Raw genomic sequence first — 14,764 nt, 5'->3', positions numbered from 1 at the left:
GGGCGGCGGGCAAGGCCGGGGCTAGCGCAGCAATGATGCAAGCGGGCAGCTGTTAGTGCTATTTATTCAATTCGTGGGAGGCAGGTCGACGACCCGTGCCATCCGATCGGGCACCCGATGATCGTCGGTGTGCAGGCAGGACGTTGGATCAAGTGGCGTTCCAGAGGCGCTTTCCCGAAATGTCGAGTTCGGTCAGATAGAGGCGCAAGTCGAACTCGTACTGGTGATAGTTCGGTTCCATGTAGCAGCACAGCTTGTAGAACGCCTTGTCGTGCTGCTTTTCCTTGACGTGCGCCAGTTCGTGCACGGCGATCATGCGCAGGAATTCGATGGGGGCATCCTTGAACACGGTGGCCACGCGGATTTCGTGCTTGGACTTGAGCTTGTTGCCCTGGACCCGCGAAATGGTGGTGTGCAGGCCGAGCGCGTGCTGGATCACGTGAAGCTTGCCGTCGAAGGCGACCTTGTTGATCGGGTCGGCATTGCGCAGGAATTCGGACTTGAGCTCTTGCACGTAGTCGTACAGGGCGCGGTCGGTGCGCACGTCGTGGGCGGCGGGGTAGCGCTGTTTGAGTACATCGCCGAGCTTGTTCTGTTCGATCAGCTGGGTCACTTGCGCCAGCGTCTGGTCGGAATAGGCGCCTAGGTATTTGAGGGGTTGCATGAGAGCACTTTACCATACCGGCTCGCCGCGTTGCCTGTGGAAATTCGGTATCGGGCCATCCGGGCGGTATGCAAAGCGGTCCGGCATGGGCGTTGCCGCCGATGCGTGTATTTGGGCTTGGGAAAGCCTGAGGACCGGTCCGGAGGCGGGCGCCCGGACCGAAATTGATGCGCATGCGGCCCGCTTATGGCATCATCAAACCATGAAAGCCCTGAAAAGTCCCCTTGCCACCGAGCTGCTAGCCGACCCGATCGCGCGCGAGCAGCTGCGCCGTTTCCTCGTGACCCGGCGAGCAGGTGCGGGTACCACCGGGCAAGGCGCCGATGCCCAGGTCGAGATTCGCCGTAGTAAGACGGGTGGCACGGTGAAAGCCGTGTTCGTGCCCAAGGCCAAAGACGCCTGACATCCGGGATGAATATTGCGCTCCCGGCGGTCATCATTTTCCTGTTTCTTCTACCCGGTTTCATCTTCCGCACCCGGTTGAAACGGGCCGAGCGGACTTCCCTCGATTTTTCACCGTTCGGGCAAGTGGTCGCCGAAGCCGTGCTGTGGTCTGTGCTTGCGCATTATCTTGCATTGTGGGCGGCCGAGAGCTGGTTCAGCCTGCGGATTGATCCCCTTGTGCTGATGAAACTGCTGTCAGCCGCGCCGCAGAGCCAGGCCGAGGCGACGGCCGCGGTGGCGGCCGATTTCCCGTGGCTTGCCCGCTACTTCGTCACCTTGTTCGTGGCATCGTTCGTGGTGCCGACATTGATACGCTTTGCCATTTCGCGCTATCGGCTCGACCGTTCAAGCGCGCCGTGGGGGACCTTGTTCCGGTTTCATGAAGCGCCATGGTATTACCTGCTGACGGGCGCGGATTTTTCAGAGCGTGAAGCGCCGGACTTCATCATCGTTTCCGCGATTGTCGAGGTGGCAAAAGAAGCGGTGCTGTATGTGGGCATGTTGAACGAATTTTATGTCAATGCCGAGGGGCAGCTCGATCGCCTTGTGCTCCAAAACGTTTCGCGCCGTCCCATCTCGAGGGATAAGGACGGCGCGCATGCCGACGGCAGCGACGGCGAACGTTTCTACCAGGTCGACGGCGATACGTTCGTTTTGCGCTACAGCGAAATCATCACGCTCAATATCGAGTACGTGAAGCTCACGCCCAGTTAATTCACGGCTTCTTGCGCGGCGCCCCGGCGGCCCCTTACAGCAGCAGGTTATCCTTGCTGGCCTGTTCAAAACTGGCGCGGGTGGCGTCTTCGTCGCGCAGGCCGAACGCGTAGTTCGCTTCCAGCCACATGACGTTGATGATGGCGGCCGACAGGGCGAGGCCGATCCCTAATATCCAGGCAAAATACCACATGGTCTGCTCCTAATAAGATTCGTGTTCGTTTTCGCGGATGTGCGCCGCGGTGACCTTGCCGCGCATGATCGAATACACCCAGCTGGTGTAGACCACCACGATCGGCAGCATCACCACAATCACCCAGAACATCACGCCCAGGCTCTTGTGGCTGGCCACCGCATCCCACGCGGTCAGGCCGCTGCCGGGCGCGAGCGACGACGGCATGATGAAGGGGAACATGGCCGCGCCAGCCGTCAGCAGGATCGACGCGACCGACACGCCGCTGGCCAGGAAGGCCAGCAGGCTGCGGCGCGCCGCGCACAAGCCCAGCGCCAGCGCCGCGCCGAGCAGGCCCAGTACCGGCAAGGCGATCGTGAGCGGCCAGCGCGTGTAGTTGTCCATCCACGCGCCGACGCCGCGTTCGACCACTTTGGCGGTCGGCATGAAGGCGCTGTCGACCGGCGGCATCGAGACGATGCGAAAGCCGTCCAGGCCTGTTGCGACCCACACGCCGCCCAGCGCGAACGCGGCGATGGTGACCGCGCCGGCGGCCATGGCGGCCTTGCGCGCGCGCTCGGCGATGACGTCATCGGTCTTTTGATACAGGTAGGTGGCGCCGTGCATGGCCAGCATCGATACCCCCAGCACCCCGGCCAGCAGGCCGAAAGGATTGAACAGGCCGAAGAAGCTGCCGGTGTACTCCATGCGCATGGTGTCGTCGTAGTGGAAGGGCACACCCTGCAGCAGGTTGCCGAAGGCGATGCCGAAGATCAGCGGCGGCACGAAGCCACCGGTGAACAGGCCCCAGTCCCAGGCATTGCGCCAGCGCGTATCGGCCAGTTTGCTGCGGTAGTCGAAGCCGACCGGCCGGAAAAACAGCGCAAAGAGCAGCAGCATCAGCGCCACATAGAAGCCCGAGAAGGCGGCCGCGTACACCAGCGGCCAGGCCGCGAACATGACGCCGCCGGCGGCGATGAACCAGGTCTGGTTGCCTTCCCAGGTCGGGCCGATCACGTTGATGATGACGCGCCGTTCCATGTCGTCCTTGCCCAGGAAGGGCAGCCACATGCCGACCCCGAAGTCGAAGCCGTTGGTCAGCGCGAAGCCGATCAGCAGGATGCCGACGAAGCCCCACCAGATGACTTTGAGCGTGTCGTAGTCGAAGATCATGCGGCCTCCAGCTTTTCCCAGTGATATTTACCCGTGTGCAGGGCGCTCGGCCCCAGGCGCGTGAACTTGATCATCAGCCCCATTTCGATCACCAGCAGCAGCGTGTAGAAGCCGATGAAGCCGGCCAGGCTGAAATACAGGTTCGATACCTGCAGGGTCGACGCCGACAGGTGGGTCGGCAGGATGCCGGCGATGGTCCACGGCTGGCGCCCGTATTCGGCCACCACCCAGCCCAGTTCCGCCGCCACCCATGGCAGCGGGATCGAGATCACGGCCAGTTTCAGCAGCCAGCGCTGCTGCGCCAGGCGCTTGCGGATCAGGAAGTAGAACGAGGCGCTGAAGATAAACAGGAACAGCAGCCCCAGGCCCACCATGATGCGGAAGGACCAGAACAGCGGCGCGACCTTCGGAACGGTGTCGTTCACGGCCATCCTGATCTGCGCTTCGGTGGCGTCGATCACGCGCGGCGTGTACTTTTTCAGCAGCAGGCCGTAGCCCAGGTCGTCCTTCAGGCGCAGGAACTCGGCGCGTGCTTCGGGCGACTTGTCGCCGCTTTTCAGGCGCGTGAGGGCGGCGTACGACAGCATGCCGTTGCGGATGCGCGTCTCGTGCAGCTTTTTCAGGTCCTTGATTCCGGTCACCTGCTTGTCGACGGAACGGGTGGCGATCAGGCCCAGGACATAGGGGATCTTGACCGCGTAATCGGTGCGTTCCTCGGCGTCGTTGGGCAGGCCGATGAGCGTGATGCCAGCGGGGGCGGGCTCGGTTTCCCATTCGGCTTCGATGGCGGCCAGCTTGACCTTGTTGACCTCACCGGCGGTGTAGCCCGATTCGTCGCCCAGCACGATGACGGACAGGGTCGAGGCCAGGCCGAAGCCGGCCGCAATCGCGAACGAGCGCAGTGCGAACGGCACGTCGCGTGCCTTGAGCAGGTAAAAGGCGGACACGCCCAGCACGAACATCGAGGCGGTCACGTAGCCGGCGGCGACGGTGTGCACGAACTTGACCTGGGCGACCGGATTGAAGATCACGTCCGTCATGCTGACCAGTTCCATGCGCATGGTCTCGAAATTGAACTCGGCGCCGACCGGGTTGTTCATCCAGCCGTTGGCGATCAGGATCCACAGGGCCGACAGGCTCGATCCGAGGGCGACCAGGAAGGTGACGCCGAGGTGCTGCACTTTCGACAAGCGCGACCAGCCGAAGAAGAACAGGCCCACGAAGGTCGATTCGAGGAAGAAGGCCATCATGCCTTCGATCGCCAGCGGGGTGCCGAAGATGTCGCCCACGTAGTGCGAGTAGTAAGCCCAGTTGGTCCCGAACTGGAATTCGAGGGTGATGCCGGTGGTGACGCCCATGGCGAAGTTAATGCCGAACAGCTTGCCCCAGAATTTGGTCATGTCGCGGTAGATTTCGCGGCCGGTCATCACGTAGACCGACTCCATGATCACCAGGATCCACGACAGGCCGAGCGTGAGCGGGACAAACAGGAAGTGATACATGGCGGTCGCGGCGAACTGCAGCCGCGACAGGCTGACAACATCATCGATGGGAATCATGGCGTGGCCTTGGCAGGAAGAGGTGGTTTTGGTTGGGGCGTATCGAGCAGGTGCTGTTCCACCTGCGCGGTCGGCATGCGCATTTTTTTCACTTGGGGCGTGGAGAAGAATGCCTTGTAGAGCATGAACAGGATGACGACCTTCAAAACCAGCACCAGCGTGATCGCCAGTGCGAACGGGAGGCGGTGGAGAAGGGCGCGCATCTTATTCGCCTTTGTCGCCGCTGTCGGCGGGTTCGGCGCCGGCCGGCTCGGGGGCGCGCTTTTTGCGGAAGGTGCCGCGCACGGTGTCGCCGACGTTGAGCAGGGTCTTTACCGTGGAGCCCATCTTCATCAGCGAGGTGAGGGTTTCGGGCGAGAGGCGCTGCACATCGTCGAACCAGGAACTCGACAGCTCGATCAGGTTGTACATCTCGCGCATGCGCTCCTGGGCGACGCGGTCGGCGTCGGTGGCGGGCGTTTCGAGCAGGGCGTCGCGCAGCATCGACAGGGTCGGCTCGACTTCGCGGCGGCGGCGCTCCTCGAGCAGGGCCTTGAAGATGTCCCAGATATCCTTGGGCGGCTCGAAGTACTCGCGGCGGTCGCCCGGCTGGTGCAGCAGCTTGACGAGGCGCCAGGACTGCAGTTCCTTCAGTCCCATCGACACGTTCGAGCGCGAAAACTGCAGATGTTCGGCGATTTCGTCGGCATTGAGCGGCTTGGCCAGCACGTACAGCAGGGCGTAAATCTGGCCCACAGTCCGGTTGATGCCCCATCGGCTGCCCATTTCGCCGAAGTGGAGGATGAATTTCTGGGCAAGTGGGCTGAGATTTGTCATGTCTATAGGTCTTTGGAAGTATTGCATTTTCAGGAATTACTGAAATTATAGAAGGTTTACGAATTACGTGCAGGCCATGCCCAAAAACGCCGCCAGCAGGTTTGTTGCCGCTCGCCAAGTGCCGGCACCGGCCTTCGTGCATGACGAACAGGCAAGCGCCGGCCGGCCCGCCCGGCCGGGGGCGTGCGCTGTGGAGGCAATAGCTGATGAGAACGTGTCCGGATGTCGAAGCCGACATCCGGCAGGAAGGCGAATGCGCGACGGTGTCGCGCGCGGCGGATTTATCCCTGCTGCTCGCGCAGCACGGCGTGGAACAGGGCGTTCAAGCCGGGCAGGGGCTGGACGCGTGGCGCCGGCAGCGGCTGGACCGACTCCAGGCGTGCCAGTTCCTGTTCGATGAAGTCATTCAGACTGGCAATCGGCTCGGACAGCCCCAGTTCGGGTGCGGCGCGTTTCTTTTCCAGCAGCGCGTCGATCTCGGCCAGCAAATCCGGACGGTGATCGAGCAAGTGCAGCAGTTTGTGGAATTCGATCGGCGCGGCCGTGCCGTAGCGCTCTATCCAGTGCACCGACAGCAGCGCGCGCAGCACATAAAAGTACTTTTTGAGCGGCACCTGGTCGCCGCTCAGATGATTGGCGTAATTCGTCTTCGCCATGCTGCGATAGTGGTAAATCCCGCGCTCGGCCGAATACAGGGCGGGCAGCAGATCGCGCGCGCCGGCGCCGAAGCCGCCGGTCTCGATATACGAAATCGGCGACTGAATCCACTCCACCATCGCCGGATTGGTTTTCCACAGCAGGCGCAGCGCCTTGCGCAGGTCCCAGCCATTGAGGTCGATATCGTCGACGATCGGGTACTCGATCACGTCGCGCCGCTCTTCCAGATCCACGGCCAGATACCAGTCCGCCTCGCGGGCGTAGATAAAGCGCACGTCGTAATCGCTGTTGGGCGAGGCAAAGCCCCAGGCGCGGCTGCCCGATTCGATCGCGAGCAGAATGCGCACGCCTTCTTCCTGCCCGGTACGCGCCAGCCGGCGCATTATCTCGGCCCTTACTTCAACTGGGATCATGCTCATTCCTTGTATGTCGCAGGCGGATCGGTCCGCCTGCCTGATGCCGCATTATGGCGTGATTTGCGCCAGCAGGTCGGTCACCGCCTTGGTGACCGCCTGCGGCTTGTCGGCCTGGATGACATGGCCCGCGCCCGGCACCACCCGGTGCGTGCTGCGCGTGGAAAGGGCTGCCATCTCCTGATGGATGGCCAGGTTTTCTTTCTCGGCCGCCTTGTTCAGCTCGCTTTGGGGTTTGCCCGGAATGGCATACGGCGACACGCCGCGTGTGAGCACCATCAGCGGCAGGTCGCCGAACGGACGGCGCGCGGCGCGCAACTGGGCATTGCTGGTCTCGAAAGCCTCTTCCTCGGCATTGCGCGCACGCCAGTAGGCTGGCGAGGTGAGCGAGGCGAGGTAGGCGGCGTTCAGGGCGCGGCCGAATTGCGGCTGAAAGCCGCCAGTGCAGTTGGTGAACAGCTCGCTGCCGGGAACGAAGCCTATCTTGGACTGCGCCTCGCAGGCTTTTCCGTACTCCGTCAGCATCGCACTCATTTCCTTTAGCTTGCCCTTGGAGACGACATTCATGCGGTCTGTTTCATCTTCATGCTGGGCTTCCACCAGCACCAGGCCCTTGACCTCGCTGGGGTAGCGGTAGGCGAACAACTGGATATTGCCGCCGCCAAAGGAATTGCCGACCAGGACATAAGGCGGCGCAATGCCGGCCTTGCCCAGCGCGGCATGCAAGTCCTCGACCACGTTTTGCGAGGTGTTCGGGCGTTCAGCCGGATCGCTGAAACCCAAGCCGGCACGGTCGAAGACGCAGGCGCGCGCGTGCTTTGCGACTTCCGGTTGCACCGCGTGCCAGACCCAGCCCCCCATGCCCGACGGCGAGTCGAAGATGACCGTGTTCGTTCCGGAGCCGCTGCAATACAGGTTCAGGCGCCGCCCGCCAATGTCGACCATCTGGTTGGCGTGGGAAAAAGCGAGCTGGGTATCGGGCGCGGCGGGCGCCTGGGCAAAACTGGAAGCGCTGCAAGCTGCGGCGATGGCGATGGCGAACACGGACATACGCAAGGCGAAACGTGGCATGGCAAACGTCTTTCTTGTTGGATTGGGGATGCCGCCAGCTGCGACTTCCGGAGTTGCATAATAGATCAAATTTTCTTGCGTGAGGAGGTATTGGAAGGGCTGTCTGTGACAGCGTGCCATACTGGCGTTGGCGCCGTTGCATATGCATGCCGTCGCGGCGCGCCGTGGCTTCGGCGCGGCCGGATGCATATATGCATGCAAATACAACGAGTGATGCGGAATGCGCCCCCTGCGGCTCGGAGGCGCAGCGGCCACGCACATGGAAGTGGCGCACCTGCGCCAATCTGCATATGCATGCGAACGCACGCACATGGTACGGACGGCGGACGATGGCGACGCCCGGTTTGGCGTGCGCCTGCATTGCGCCGCCCGACGCGGTGTCATCCGCGCAAACGGGGACATGATGCCTTCTCAAGGATGGAAATGAGTGCGCGGGCAACCCGACCCCGGATCACCAACAGCCAGGACGCCCGCTGGCACTGGCTGGCCCGTCACTCCGTCTTGTCCCTGTCCTTTTCCTTGGTCCCCTGGCGCGATCCCTTTGCGGCGGCGCCGGTGCCATTGCCGCCGGCAGCGGCTGCCGCCGCCGCCGCATTGCGGGCCGCCGATTGCCGGCTCTCGCCGCCCTTGCGCCCGATGTCGGCCATGTGCTCGCGGTTGCGACTGACCGCCTCGCCGCCTTTTTGCCCGGCCCGGCGCGCTTCTTCGGAATCGAATTCGTGCGCCGTTCCTTTCTGGTGGGCAGCCTGGCCCCCCTTGCTGGCAATTTCGCGCTGCTGATGCTGATCCATGGCTGCGAAGCCGCGCTTGGCGGGACCCTGGCTGCTGCCACTGCCGCTTTTTTGCGCGTTGCCGCTGGATGTGCTGTTCTTGTTGCCTCCACTTTCTTTACTTGTCGCCATGTCGTTCTCCTTGTTTGCTTCGGTATCGGAACCCCGTTCTCATGCGCTACTGACGCGTTATCGGGCTTGTGGGTTAGAGACGTGCTCACTTCAATAGTTCCGTCACCCGTCACTAGTCAGGTGGACGTGGGGTGCGGCGCGTGCCGCTGGGCGGCTCCATCGCATCGACCGGCGATGGCGGCGACGACAGGTCGTCGTCCAGTTCATCCTTGCGGGCCGACAGCCGTTCGCCCAGGTCGTCGAGGTCGATGCCGGAGCGGCGCGCGGCGACGAACAGGTCGCTCTCTTCCTTGTCGATGTGGTGCGCCATTTCCTCGCCCAGCACCGTCACCATGGCGTCGAAATGGTCATCGCCCGGATACATCACTTCGAGCTGGCTGATCAGGTCGCGCGCGCCGGCGTGCTCGACTTCGGCCTCGTCCAGCAACTGGTCGTCCTCGATCAGCGAGCGCAGTACCGGATAGAAAATTTCTTCCTCGATCATCGAGTGCACGGTCAGTTCGTAGCAAATGTCGTCGACCAGTTCGAACTTGCGTACGTCATCGTCTTCGTCGTTGTCACACAGACTTTCAAACTCGCGAAAAAGGCTTTTGACCTTTTCATGGTCGGCTTTCAGCAATTCGAGCGCGTCGATCGCCGCGCCGCTTTTTGGCTTACCGTGGGTAGACATAGGTGAACTCCGTGGTGGGCTGTTTGCCGGTTTTTACTCCGGCGTGTGGTTGGTTTCGTGCGGGATGTGGGCCGCGCTGGCCGCGCTGTCGCCGGCCGGGCGGGCAAGGCGTTGCGGCGCGCCGTTGCCGCCCCGGGCCATGCCGTCGAGTGTGGCCGCCGCGGCGCGGCTGATGTCGGGCAGGTGCGATCCGGCGCGGCGCGCCAGTTCGATTTGCGCGCCGGACAGCACCCCGGCGAGCTGCTGCTGGTAACTGCGCAGGTGCTCGATGAACGGCGCCGACTCGCCTGCGGCGGCCACGGGCAGCTGGAACGGGTAGCTGCAAGCGACCATGGCGCGCGCGGCATGCACGGCATCGTCATTGAGTTGCCGCGCCAGCAGCACATTGAGCTCGCTCAGCCTGCGCAGCGCGTCGATCCCGGTGCGGGCCAGTTCGCTGAAAAAATCGACCTGCGCGTCGAAGTGCGAGCGCATCGGTAGTCTGCTTGAGTAGGATGGCATGGCTGTCCTCGTCATAAAACATGGAAGGACGCTGTCGCTGTCGGGCGAACGCGCGTCGCATGGGCATGTGATAGACGTGAGGGGGCGCGTCAAAGTTCCACGAACTTCGTGCGCACGCGCGTTCGGTCAAGCGGGGAGGGAGGAAAAGGGCCGCCGCGAACGGGCGGCCCGGGTCATTCTGGTCAGTTCACCGGCGCGGTGGCGCGCCGGCGGGGGGCGGCGAGAGCCTTACGCATCCGCTACCTTGAGTACGAGCTTGCCGAAATTTTTGCCTTCGAACAGCATCAGCAGCGCTTCGGGGAAGTTTTCCAGGCCGTCGACCACATCTTCGCGGCTTTTGAAGGTGCCTTCCTGCATCCATTTGGCCATGGCGGCCACGCCCACGTGGTAGCGGTCGGCATAGTCGAACACGACGATCCCTTCCATGCGCGCGCGGTTCACCAGCAGCGACAGGTAGTTGGCCGGGCCTTTGACAGGCGTGGTGTTGTTGTACTGCGAGATGGCGCCGCAGATGACGATGCGGGCGCGCAGATTGATGCGGGTAAGCACGGTATCGAGGATCTCGCCGCCCACATTGTCGAAGAAGACGTCCACGCCGCCCGGGCAATGCTCTTTCAGGCCATCCTTGACCGAGCTGTTCTTGTAGTCGATGCAGGCGTCGAAGCCCAGTTCATTGACCACGAAATCGCATTTTTCCTTGCCGCCGGCGATGCCGACCACGCGGCAGCCGAGCTGCCTGGCGACCTGGCCGACGGTCATGCCGACCGCGCCCGCCGCGCCCGACACCACCACGGTCTCGCCGGCCTTGGGCTGGCCCGATTCGATCAGGCCGAAGTAACCGGTCATGCCGGGCATGCCCAGGGTATTGAGCCAGGTGGTCAGCGGCGCCATGGCCGGGGAAATCTTGTAGAAGTTGCTCGACTTGTCATCGGCCGCGCCGACCCAGTACTGCTGCACGCCGATGCCGCCGGAGACGGTATCGCCCACGGCGAACTTGTCGGACTTCGATGCCACGATCACGCCCACGCCGCCGGCGCGCATGGTTTCGCCGATGGCCACCGGGCGGATGTAGGACTTGCCTTCGTTCATCCAGCCGCGCATGGCGGGGTCGAGCGAGAGGTACAAGGCCTTGACCACGATTTCGCCATCGTTGATGTCGCGCACCGGCTCGGTGGTTTGCTCCCAGTCGCTGCGTTTCGGCATCCCGACAGGGCGGGCGGCGAGGCGGAACTGCTGGTTCATCAGTGCGGTAGTCGTCATGGCGAATCCTTGTATGAAGTAGTGATTTGTCTACTATACCGCAATTCTGCACGGGCGTGCTTTTTTGTAATGGGACGATTTTCCCTGACGCATGCGACAATACAAGGTTCGCAGTTTCCACGCCATCCACTACAAGACCATGACGCATCCAGAATACATCCTGACCCTGTCCTGCCTCGACCAGCGCGGCATTGTGCATCGTGTTTCGGGCTTCCTCGCCGAGCATGGTTGCAACATCATCGATTCGGCCCAGTTCGGCGATGCCGAATCGAAGCTGTTTTTCATGCGCGTCCATTTTGCGCTGGAAGAAGGCGCGGTCGGCGATGCGCCGCTGCGCGCCGACTTCGCCGCCCTGTGCACGCAGATGGGCATGAACGGCCAGCTGCACGACGCCGGCGCCAAGCCGCGCGTGATGCTGATGGTCTCGAAGATCGGGCATTGCCTGAACGATTTGCTGTTCCGCTACAAGAGCGGCCTGCTGCCGGTGGAAATTCCGGCCATCGTCTCGAATCACATGGATTTCTACCAGCTGGCGGCCAGCTACAACATTCCTTTCCACCACCTGCCGCTGGCCACCGGCGCGGATGCGGCGGCCAAGCAGGCGCAGGAAGCGCGCGTGCTGGACCTGATGCACACCCACAAGATCGACCTGGTGGTGCTGGCGCGCTACATGCAGATTTTGTCGCCGGGCTTGTGCGAAGCGATGCGCGGCAAGGCGATCAATATCCACCATTCCTTCTTGCCGAGTTTCAAGGGCGCCAAGCCGTACGCGCAGGCGCACCACCGCGGCGTGAAACTGATCGGCGCCACCGCGCACTTCGTCACGGGCGACCTGGATGAAGGCCCGATCATCGAGCAGGATGTCGAGCGGGTCGACCACGCGATGGATGCCGACACGCTCAGCGCCATCGGGCGCGATGTGGAGTGCGTGGTGCTGGCGCGCGCGGTGAAATGGTTTGTCGAGCACCGCATTTTGCAAAATGGCGACAAGACTGTCGTCTTCAAATAATTCAGAGAAGTTAAAGGCAGGCGTATCAATGGCACTTAAAGCGACGATTTACAAGGCAGAACTGCAGATTGCGGACATGGACCGCAATTACTACCAGGAGCACATCCTGACGCTGGCGCGGCATCCATCCGAGACCGACGAGCGGATGATGATCCGTTTGCTCGCCTTTGCGATTCACGCGAGCGAATCGCTGACCTTCACCAAGGGTTTGTTCGACACCGACGAACCGGATCTGTGGCAGAAAGATCTGACCGGCGCGATCGAGTTGTGGATCGAAGTCGGGCAGCCGGACGAAAAGCGTTTGATGAAAGCGTGCGGCCGCAGCGAGCGCGTGATCGTGTACAGCTACAGCGCGACCAGCCATATCTGGTACAAGCAGATCGCCAACAAGCTCGACCGGGCCAAGAACCTGACCGTGATTAACATCCCGGCCGACGCCAGCGCCCAGCTCGAAGCGCTGGCGCAGCGCAATATGCAGCTGCAGTGCACCATCCAGGATGGCCAGATCTACCTGACCGACAGCGTGAACACGGTGCTGATCGAGCGCGAGGATTTCAAGGCGCTGCGTTAAACCGCTCCCTTAATTCGTCGCCCGCGCGCAGGAAGGAACGCATGCGCTCCCTCCTGCGCGCTTCATCTCATCGATGTCATGGCATCACGCCGGCCCGCGCGGCCCGTTTGCGCCTGCGCGCCACCCCCGCCAGCAGCGCCAGTCCCGCCAGCGTCATCGCATAGGTGTGCGGTTCCGGAACCGCCTGGGTCCCGTTGGGCGATTGCCCCACGTGGATATCGCCGCGAAAGCCGCCGGACAGGGAGTAACCGGTCACCTTGTAGCCGCTGCGCGCGGTCAACTGGAACTGCCCTTCGTAGTCGTTGAAGTAATTGAACTGATTCGGAAAGCGCAGGTAGTCGACCGCGTTGACCAGGGAAAAAGTGGCAGCCCCGTTCACGTCGGACACCAGGGTCTCTGCCCGCTGAGACCAGGCGGTGTCGAACATGATGCCGCTGCTCTCGAGATGGATCCCGCCGGCGAATGCGAACTGGGGAGCGAGCAGGGCGGCAAACGCGATGGCGCTGGCGGCGAGGTGCCGGACGGGCGAGGGCATGGTCATTCCTTTTTCGTGGGTGTTTCAGATATTACGTCAAGCCGCATGAAAAGATTAACCATTTTGTAACTGTTGTTTTGATGGCGGAAGGCGATATCGCCGCGCGGCACCTAGTCCTTTTGCCGACCGCGGTAGTCCCCCCGGCGCCCGCATCCCTGCGATATAATTCTCCCCATGAAAATGAAGTCGACCAAGTGGCGCCTGCAAATCTGGATCGCGTGTCTCGCGATCCTGATGAACGTGCTCGCCCCATCGATTTCGCACGCGCTCGCCGCCGTCCGCGGTGATGCGCTCAGCGCCGACATCTGCTTTACCGACCCGAGCGCGCGCGCCACCCCCGGCGTCCAGGCCATCAGCCTGCTCGCCGGCCAGCTTGACCACAGCGGCGCCGGCATGATGGAAGACTGCGGCTACTGCCTTCCGCACGCCGGCAGCTATTCGCTGATGCCGAACGCAATCACGGGCCTGGCCATCCTCGGCGGCCACGAGCTGCGTCCCTTCCTGTTCTACCGCGCGCCGCAGCCCCTGCTCGCGCTCACCGCCGCCCCTCCGCGCGGCCCGCCCGCGATTCTCTGATAGCTCTCGCGGCGCATTGCGCGCCGCACCGTTGCGACGTTGCGCGCCTGTTCGGCAGGCCCACGTCACCAGACCCTATTACAGAGAATCACCATGAAAAAACATACTTATGCGTTGATCGCGTTGTACGCGCTCGCCTCGTCCGCCTTCGCCCAAGTCAAGGTCGACGCCCCGTGGGCGCGTGCCACCGTGCCGGTCCAGAAAACCAGCGGCGCCTTCATGCAGCTGCAGTCGGCGAAGGACGCGCGTCTCGTCGGCGCCAGTTCGCCGGTTGCCGGCACCGTCGAAATGCACAAGATGGAGATGCAGGGCGACCAGATGAAGATGCAGCAGGTCGACGCCATCGATCTGCCCGCCGGCAAGGCTGTCAAGCTGGCCTCGGGCGGCTACCACCTGATGCTGATCGACCTGAAACGCCAGCTCAAGGCGGGCGATTCGGTGCCGCTGACACTGACCGTCGAACACCCGAACAAGAAACGCGAATCGATGACCATCGAGGTTCCCGTCAAGCCGCTGAACTTTGTCAGCCCGCACGGTGCGCACGCCGCTGCCCACTGAACCTGACGCCGCAACCAACCCGGACATCATCATGAACATTCGCATTCTCTTCGCTTGCGTGGCCCTGGCCGCGCCGCTCGCGCACGCCCACGTGACGCTCGAACAAACCAGCGCCAACGCCGGCACCTACCAAAAGCTGACCTTCCGCGTCGGCCACGGTTGCAAGGGCAGCCCGACCCACACCCTGACCGTGACCCTGCCGCAAGGGATCGGCGGCGCCAAGCCGATGCCCAAGGCCGGCTGGACCAACTCCGGCACGGCCAGCCAGGTGACCTGGAAAGGCGGCCCGCTGCAGGACGCCCACTTCGACGAATTCGCCATGCAGGTCAAGCTGCCCGCCACCGTGGGCAAGCACTACTTCAAGGTCACGCAATTGTGCGATGAAGGCCGCCTGGACTGGGATGCCATTCCCGACGCCAGCGGCGCCAGGCTGGCGTCGCCCGCACCCGTGCTCGAGATTCTCCCCGCCGCCGCCGGCGCACCACACCACTAAGGCTCG

At 62.9% G+C, this 14,764-nt stretch carries 20 protein-coding genes; 7 read left to right on the top strand and 13 right to left on the bottom strand.

Annotated features, from left to right (window positions below):
* Nucleotides 1-148: 148 nt before the first annotated feature.
* Complete coding sequence (locus tag RBA41_RS08755; RefSeq protein WP_306623123.1) at nucleotides 149-664, bottom strand: YgjP-like metallopeptidase domain-containing protein; 516 nt, start codon at nucleotides 662-664, stop codon at nucleotides 149-151.
* Here RBA41_RS08755 and RBA41_RS08750 point away from each other — a divergent pair.
* Entirely contained in the window at nucleotides 663-1,067 is a 405-nt protein-coding gene (locus RBA41_RS08750) for a hypothetical protein (protein WP_306623120.1), read from the top strand. The genes RBA41_RS08755 and RBA41_RS08750 overlap by 2 nt on opposite strands.
* A gap of 8 nt (nucleotides 1,068-1,075) precedes the next feature.
* Nucleotides 1,076-1,822, top strand: coding sequence for a hypothetical protein (locus RBA41_RS08745; RefSeq protein WP_306623118.1), 747 nt, complete (start codon nucleotides 1,076-1,078; stop codon nucleotides 1,820-1,822).
* A 34-nt stretch (nucleotides 1,823-1,856) separates the two neighbouring features.
* Here the strand turns inward: RBA41_RS08745 and cydX are convergent, their stop codons facing one another.
* The 11 genes from cydX to RBA41_RS08690 form a co-directional block, all read right to left on the bottom strand.
* Nucleotides 1,857-2,015, bottom strand: a complete 159-nt coding sequence (cydX, locus tag RBA41_RS08740; RefSeq protein WP_099880894.1) for a cytochrome bd-I oxidase subunit CydX — start codon at nucleotides 2,013-2,015, stop codon at nucleotides 1,857-1,859.
* A gap of 9 nt (nucleotides 2,016-2,024) precedes the next feature.
* A complete protein-coding gene (gene cydB / locus RBA41_RS08735) occupies nucleotides 2,025-3,167 on the bottom strand; it encodes a cytochrome d ubiquinol oxidase subunit II (RefSeq protein WP_306623116.1) in 1,143 nt (380 codons plus the stop codon).
* Nucleotides 3,164-4,726, bottom strand: a complete 1,563-nt coding sequence (locus tag RBA41_RS08730; RefSeq protein WP_306623114.1) for a cytochrome ubiquinol oxidase subunit I — start codon at nucleotides 4,724-4,726, stop codon at nucleotides 3,164-3,166. Before RBA41_RS08730 ends, cydB begins: the two co-directional genes overlap by 4 nt.
* A complete protein-coding gene (cydP, locus tag RBA41_RS08725) occupies nucleotides 4,723-4,929 on the bottom strand; it encodes a cytochrome oxidase putative small subunit CydP (protein WP_306623113.1) in 207 nt (68 codons plus the stop codon). The genes RBA41_RS08730 and cydP overlap by 4 nt, the downstream gene beginning before the upstream one ends.
* Nucleotide 4,930: 1 nt before the next feature.
* Nucleotides 4,931-5,542 carry a GbsR/MarR family transcriptional regulator gene (locus RBA41_RS08720; RefSeq protein WP_306623111.1) on the bottom strand — a complete coding sequence of 204 codons (612 nt, stop codon included), beginning with the start codon at nucleotides 5,540-5,542 and terminating at the stop codon, nucleotides 4,931-4,933.
* 281 nt (nucleotides 5,543-5,823) lie between these two features.
* Nucleotides 5,824-6,612 (bottom strand): nucleotidyltransferase domain-containing protein, encoded by a 789-nt coding sequence (locus tag RBA41_RS08715; protein WP_306623109.1) that lies wholly within the window; start codon nucleotides 6,610-6,612, stop codon nucleotides 5,824-5,826.
* A 51-nt stretch (nucleotides 6,613-6,663) separates the two neighbouring features.
* A complete protein-coding gene (locus RBA41_RS08710) occupies nucleotides 6,664-7,683 on the bottom strand; it encodes an alpha/beta fold hydrolase (protein WP_306623106.1) in 1,020 nt (339 codons plus the stop codon).
* A gap of 491 nt (nucleotides 7,684-8,174) precedes the next feature.
* Complete coding sequence (locus RBA41_RS08705; protein ID WP_306623104.1) at nucleotides 8,175-8,585, bottom strand: KGG domain-containing protein; 411 nt, start codon at nucleotides 8,583-8,585, stop codon at nucleotides 8,175-8,177.
* A 112-nt stretch (nucleotides 8,586-8,697) separates the two neighbouring features.
* Nucleotides 8,698-9,255 (bottom strand): hemerythrin domain-containing protein, encoded by a 558-nt coding sequence (locus RBA41_RS08700; RefSeq protein ID WP_306623102.1) that lies wholly within the window; start codon nucleotides 9,253-9,255, stop codon nucleotides 8,698-8,700.
* A gap of 33 nt (nucleotides 9,256-9,288) precedes the next feature.
* Entirely contained in the window at nucleotides 9,289-9,756 is a 468-nt protein-coding gene (locus tag RBA41_RS08695; protein ID WP_306623100.1) for a phasin family protein, read from the bottom strand.
* 228 nt (nucleotides 9,757-9,984) lie between these two features.
* The gene (locus tag RBA41_RS08690; protein ID WP_306623098.1) at nucleotides 9,985-11,016 is read right to left on the bottom strand and encodes an NADP-dependent oxidoreductase; all 1,032 of its coding nucleotides are present in this window, start codon (nucleotides 11,014-11,016) and stop codon (nucleotides 9,985-9,987) included.
* A 139-nt stretch (nucleotides 11,017-11,155) separates the two neighbouring features.
* On the opposite strand from RBA41_RS08690, the gene purU reads away from it, so the two are divergent.
* Nucleotides 11,156-12,025: a formyltetrahydrofolate deformylase gene (purU, locus tag RBA41_RS08685; RefSeq protein ID WP_306623096.1), complete on the top strand. Its 870-nt coding sequence runs from the start codon at nucleotides 11,156-11,158 to the stop codon at nucleotides 12,023-12,025.
* Nucleotides 12,026-12,053: 28 nt separating this feature from the next.
* Entirely contained in the window at nucleotides 12,054-12,596 is a 543-nt protein-coding gene (locus RBA41_RS08680) for a YaeQ family protein (RefSeq protein ID WP_306623095.1), read from the top strand.
* Nucleotides 12,597-12,672: 76 nt separating this feature from the next.
* Here RBA41_RS08680 and RBA41_RS08675 read toward each other — a convergent pair whose 3' ends face one another.
* A complete protein-coding gene (locus RBA41_RS08675) occupies nucleotides 12,673-13,131 on the bottom strand; it encodes a PEP-CTERM sorting domain-containing protein (protein WP_306623093.1) in 459 nt (152 codons plus the stop codon).
* A 174-nt stretch (nucleotides 13,132-13,305) separates the two neighbouring features.
* On the opposite strand from RBA41_RS08675, the gene RBA41_RS08670 reads away from it, so the two are divergent.
* The 3 genes from RBA41_RS08670 to RBA41_RS08660 all read left to right on the top strand — a co-directional run bounded on the left by RBA41_RS08670 (nucleotide 13,306) and on the right by RBA41_RS08660 (nucleotide 14,758).
* Nucleotides 13,306-13,707, top strand: coding sequence for a DUF2946 domain-containing protein (locus tag RBA41_RS08670; RefSeq protein ID WP_306623091.1), 402 nt, complete (start codon nucleotides 13,306-13,308; stop codon nucleotides 13,705-13,707).
* Between the two features lie 93 nt (nucleotides 13,708-13,800).
* On the top strand, nucleotides 13,801-14,265 hold the full coding sequence (locus tag RBA41_RS08665; RefSeq protein WP_306623089.1) for a copper chaperone PCu(A)C: 465 nt from the start codon (nucleotides 13,801-13,803) through the stop codon (nucleotides 14,263-14,265).
* Nucleotides 14,266-14,296: 31 nt separating this feature from the next.
* A complete protein-coding gene (locus RBA41_RS08660; protein WP_306623087.1) occupies nucleotides 14,297-14,758 on the top strand; it encodes a YcnI family copper-binding membrane protein in 462 nt (153 codons plus the stop codon).
* Nucleotides 14,759-14,764 lie beyond the last annotated feature (6 nt).

The sequence above is a fragment of the Massilia scottii genome (genome assembly GCF_030846495.1).
Taxonomy (GTDB): domain Bacteria; phylum Pseudomonadota; class Gammaproteobacteria; order Burkholderiales; family Burkholderiaceae_D; genus Telluria_A; species Telluria_A violaceinigra.
The sequence above is the reverse complement of the archived record's forward strand: the minus strand, read 5'-3'. Positions and strand labels throughout refer to the sequence as shown.

Bases quoted from the DNA above. Each gene is read 5' to 3' on its own strand.
- RBA41_RS08700 (WP_306623102.1), bottom strand. From the start codon at position 9,255: ATGTCTACCCACGGTAAGCCAAAAAGCGGCGCGGCGATCGACGCGCTC.
- RBA41_RS08745 (WP_306623118.1), top strand. From the start codon at position 1,076: ATGAATATTGCGCTCCCGGCGGTCATCATTTTCCTGTTTCTTCTACCC.
- cydX (WP_099880894.1), bottom strand. From the start codon at position 2,015: ATGTGGTATTTTGCCTGGATATTAGGGATCGGCCTCGCCCTGTCGGCC.
- RBA41_RS08680 (WP_306623095.1), top strand. From the start codon at position 12,054: ATGGCACTTAAAGCGACGATTTACAAGGCAGAACTGCAGATTGCGGAC.
- RBA41_RS08660 (WP_306623087.1), top strand. From the start codon at position 14,297: ATGAACATTCGCATTCTCTTCGCTTGCGTGGCCCTGGCCGCGCCGCTC.
- RBA41_RS08690 (WP_306623098.1), bottom strand. From the start codon at position 11,016: ATGACGACTACCGCACTGATGAACCAGCAGTTCCGCCTCGCCGCCCGC.
- RBA41_RS08750 (WP_306623120.1), top strand. From the start codon at position 663: ATGAGAGCACTTTACCATACCGGCTCGCCGCGTTGCCTGTGGAAATTC.
- RBA41_RS08730 (WP_306623114.1), bottom strand. From the start codon at position 4,726: ATGATTCCCATCGATGATGTTGTCAGCCTGTCGCGGCTGCAGTTCGCC.
- RBA41_RS08675 (WP_306623093.1), bottom strand. From the start codon at position 13,131: ATGCCCTCGCCCGTCCGGCACCTCGCCGCCAGCGCCATCGCGTTTGCC.
- RBA41_RS08670 (WP_306623091.1), top strand. From the start codon at position 13,306: ATGAAAATGAAGTCGACCAAGTGGCGCCTGCAAATCTGGATCGCGTGT.
- RBA41_RS08720 (WP_306623111.1), bottom strand. From the start codon at position 5,542: ATGACAAATCTCAGCCCACTTGCCCAGAAATTCATCCTCCACTTCGGC.
- RBA41_RS08715 (WP_306623109.1), bottom strand. From the start codon at position 6,612: ATGATCCCAGTTGAAGTAAGGGCCGAGATAATGCGCCGGCTGGCGCGT.
- RBA41_RS08705 (WP_306623104.1), bottom strand. From the start codon at position 8,585: ATGGCGACAAGTAAAGAAAGTGGAGGCAACAAGAACAGCACATCCAGC.
- cydP (WP_306623113.1), bottom strand. From the start codon at position 4,929: ATGCGCGCCCTTCTCCACCGCCTCCCGTTCGCACTGGCGATCACGCTG.
- RBA41_RS08695 (WP_306623100.1), bottom strand. From the start codon at position 9,756: ATGCCATCCTACTCAAGCAGACTACCGATGCGCTCGCACTTCGACGCG.
- cydB (WP_306623116.1), bottom strand. From the start codon at position 3,167: ATGATCTTCGACTACGACACGCTCAAAGTCATCTGGTGGGGCTTCGTC.
- RBA41_RS08755 (WP_306623123.1), bottom strand. From the start codon at position 664: ATGCAACCCCTCAAATACCTAGGCGCCTATTCCGACCAGACGCTGGCG.
- RBA41_RS08665 (WP_306623089.1), top strand. From the start codon at position 13,801: ATGAAAAAACATACTTATGCGTTGATCGCGTTGTACGCGCTCGCCTCG.
- RBA41_RS08710 (WP_306623106.1), bottom strand. From the start codon at position 7,683: ATGCCACGTTTCGCCTTGCGTATGTCCGTGTTCGCCATCGCCATCGCC.
- purU (WP_306623096.1), top strand. From the start codon at position 11,156: ATGACGCATCCAGAATACATCCTGACCCTGTCCTGCCTCGACCAGCGC.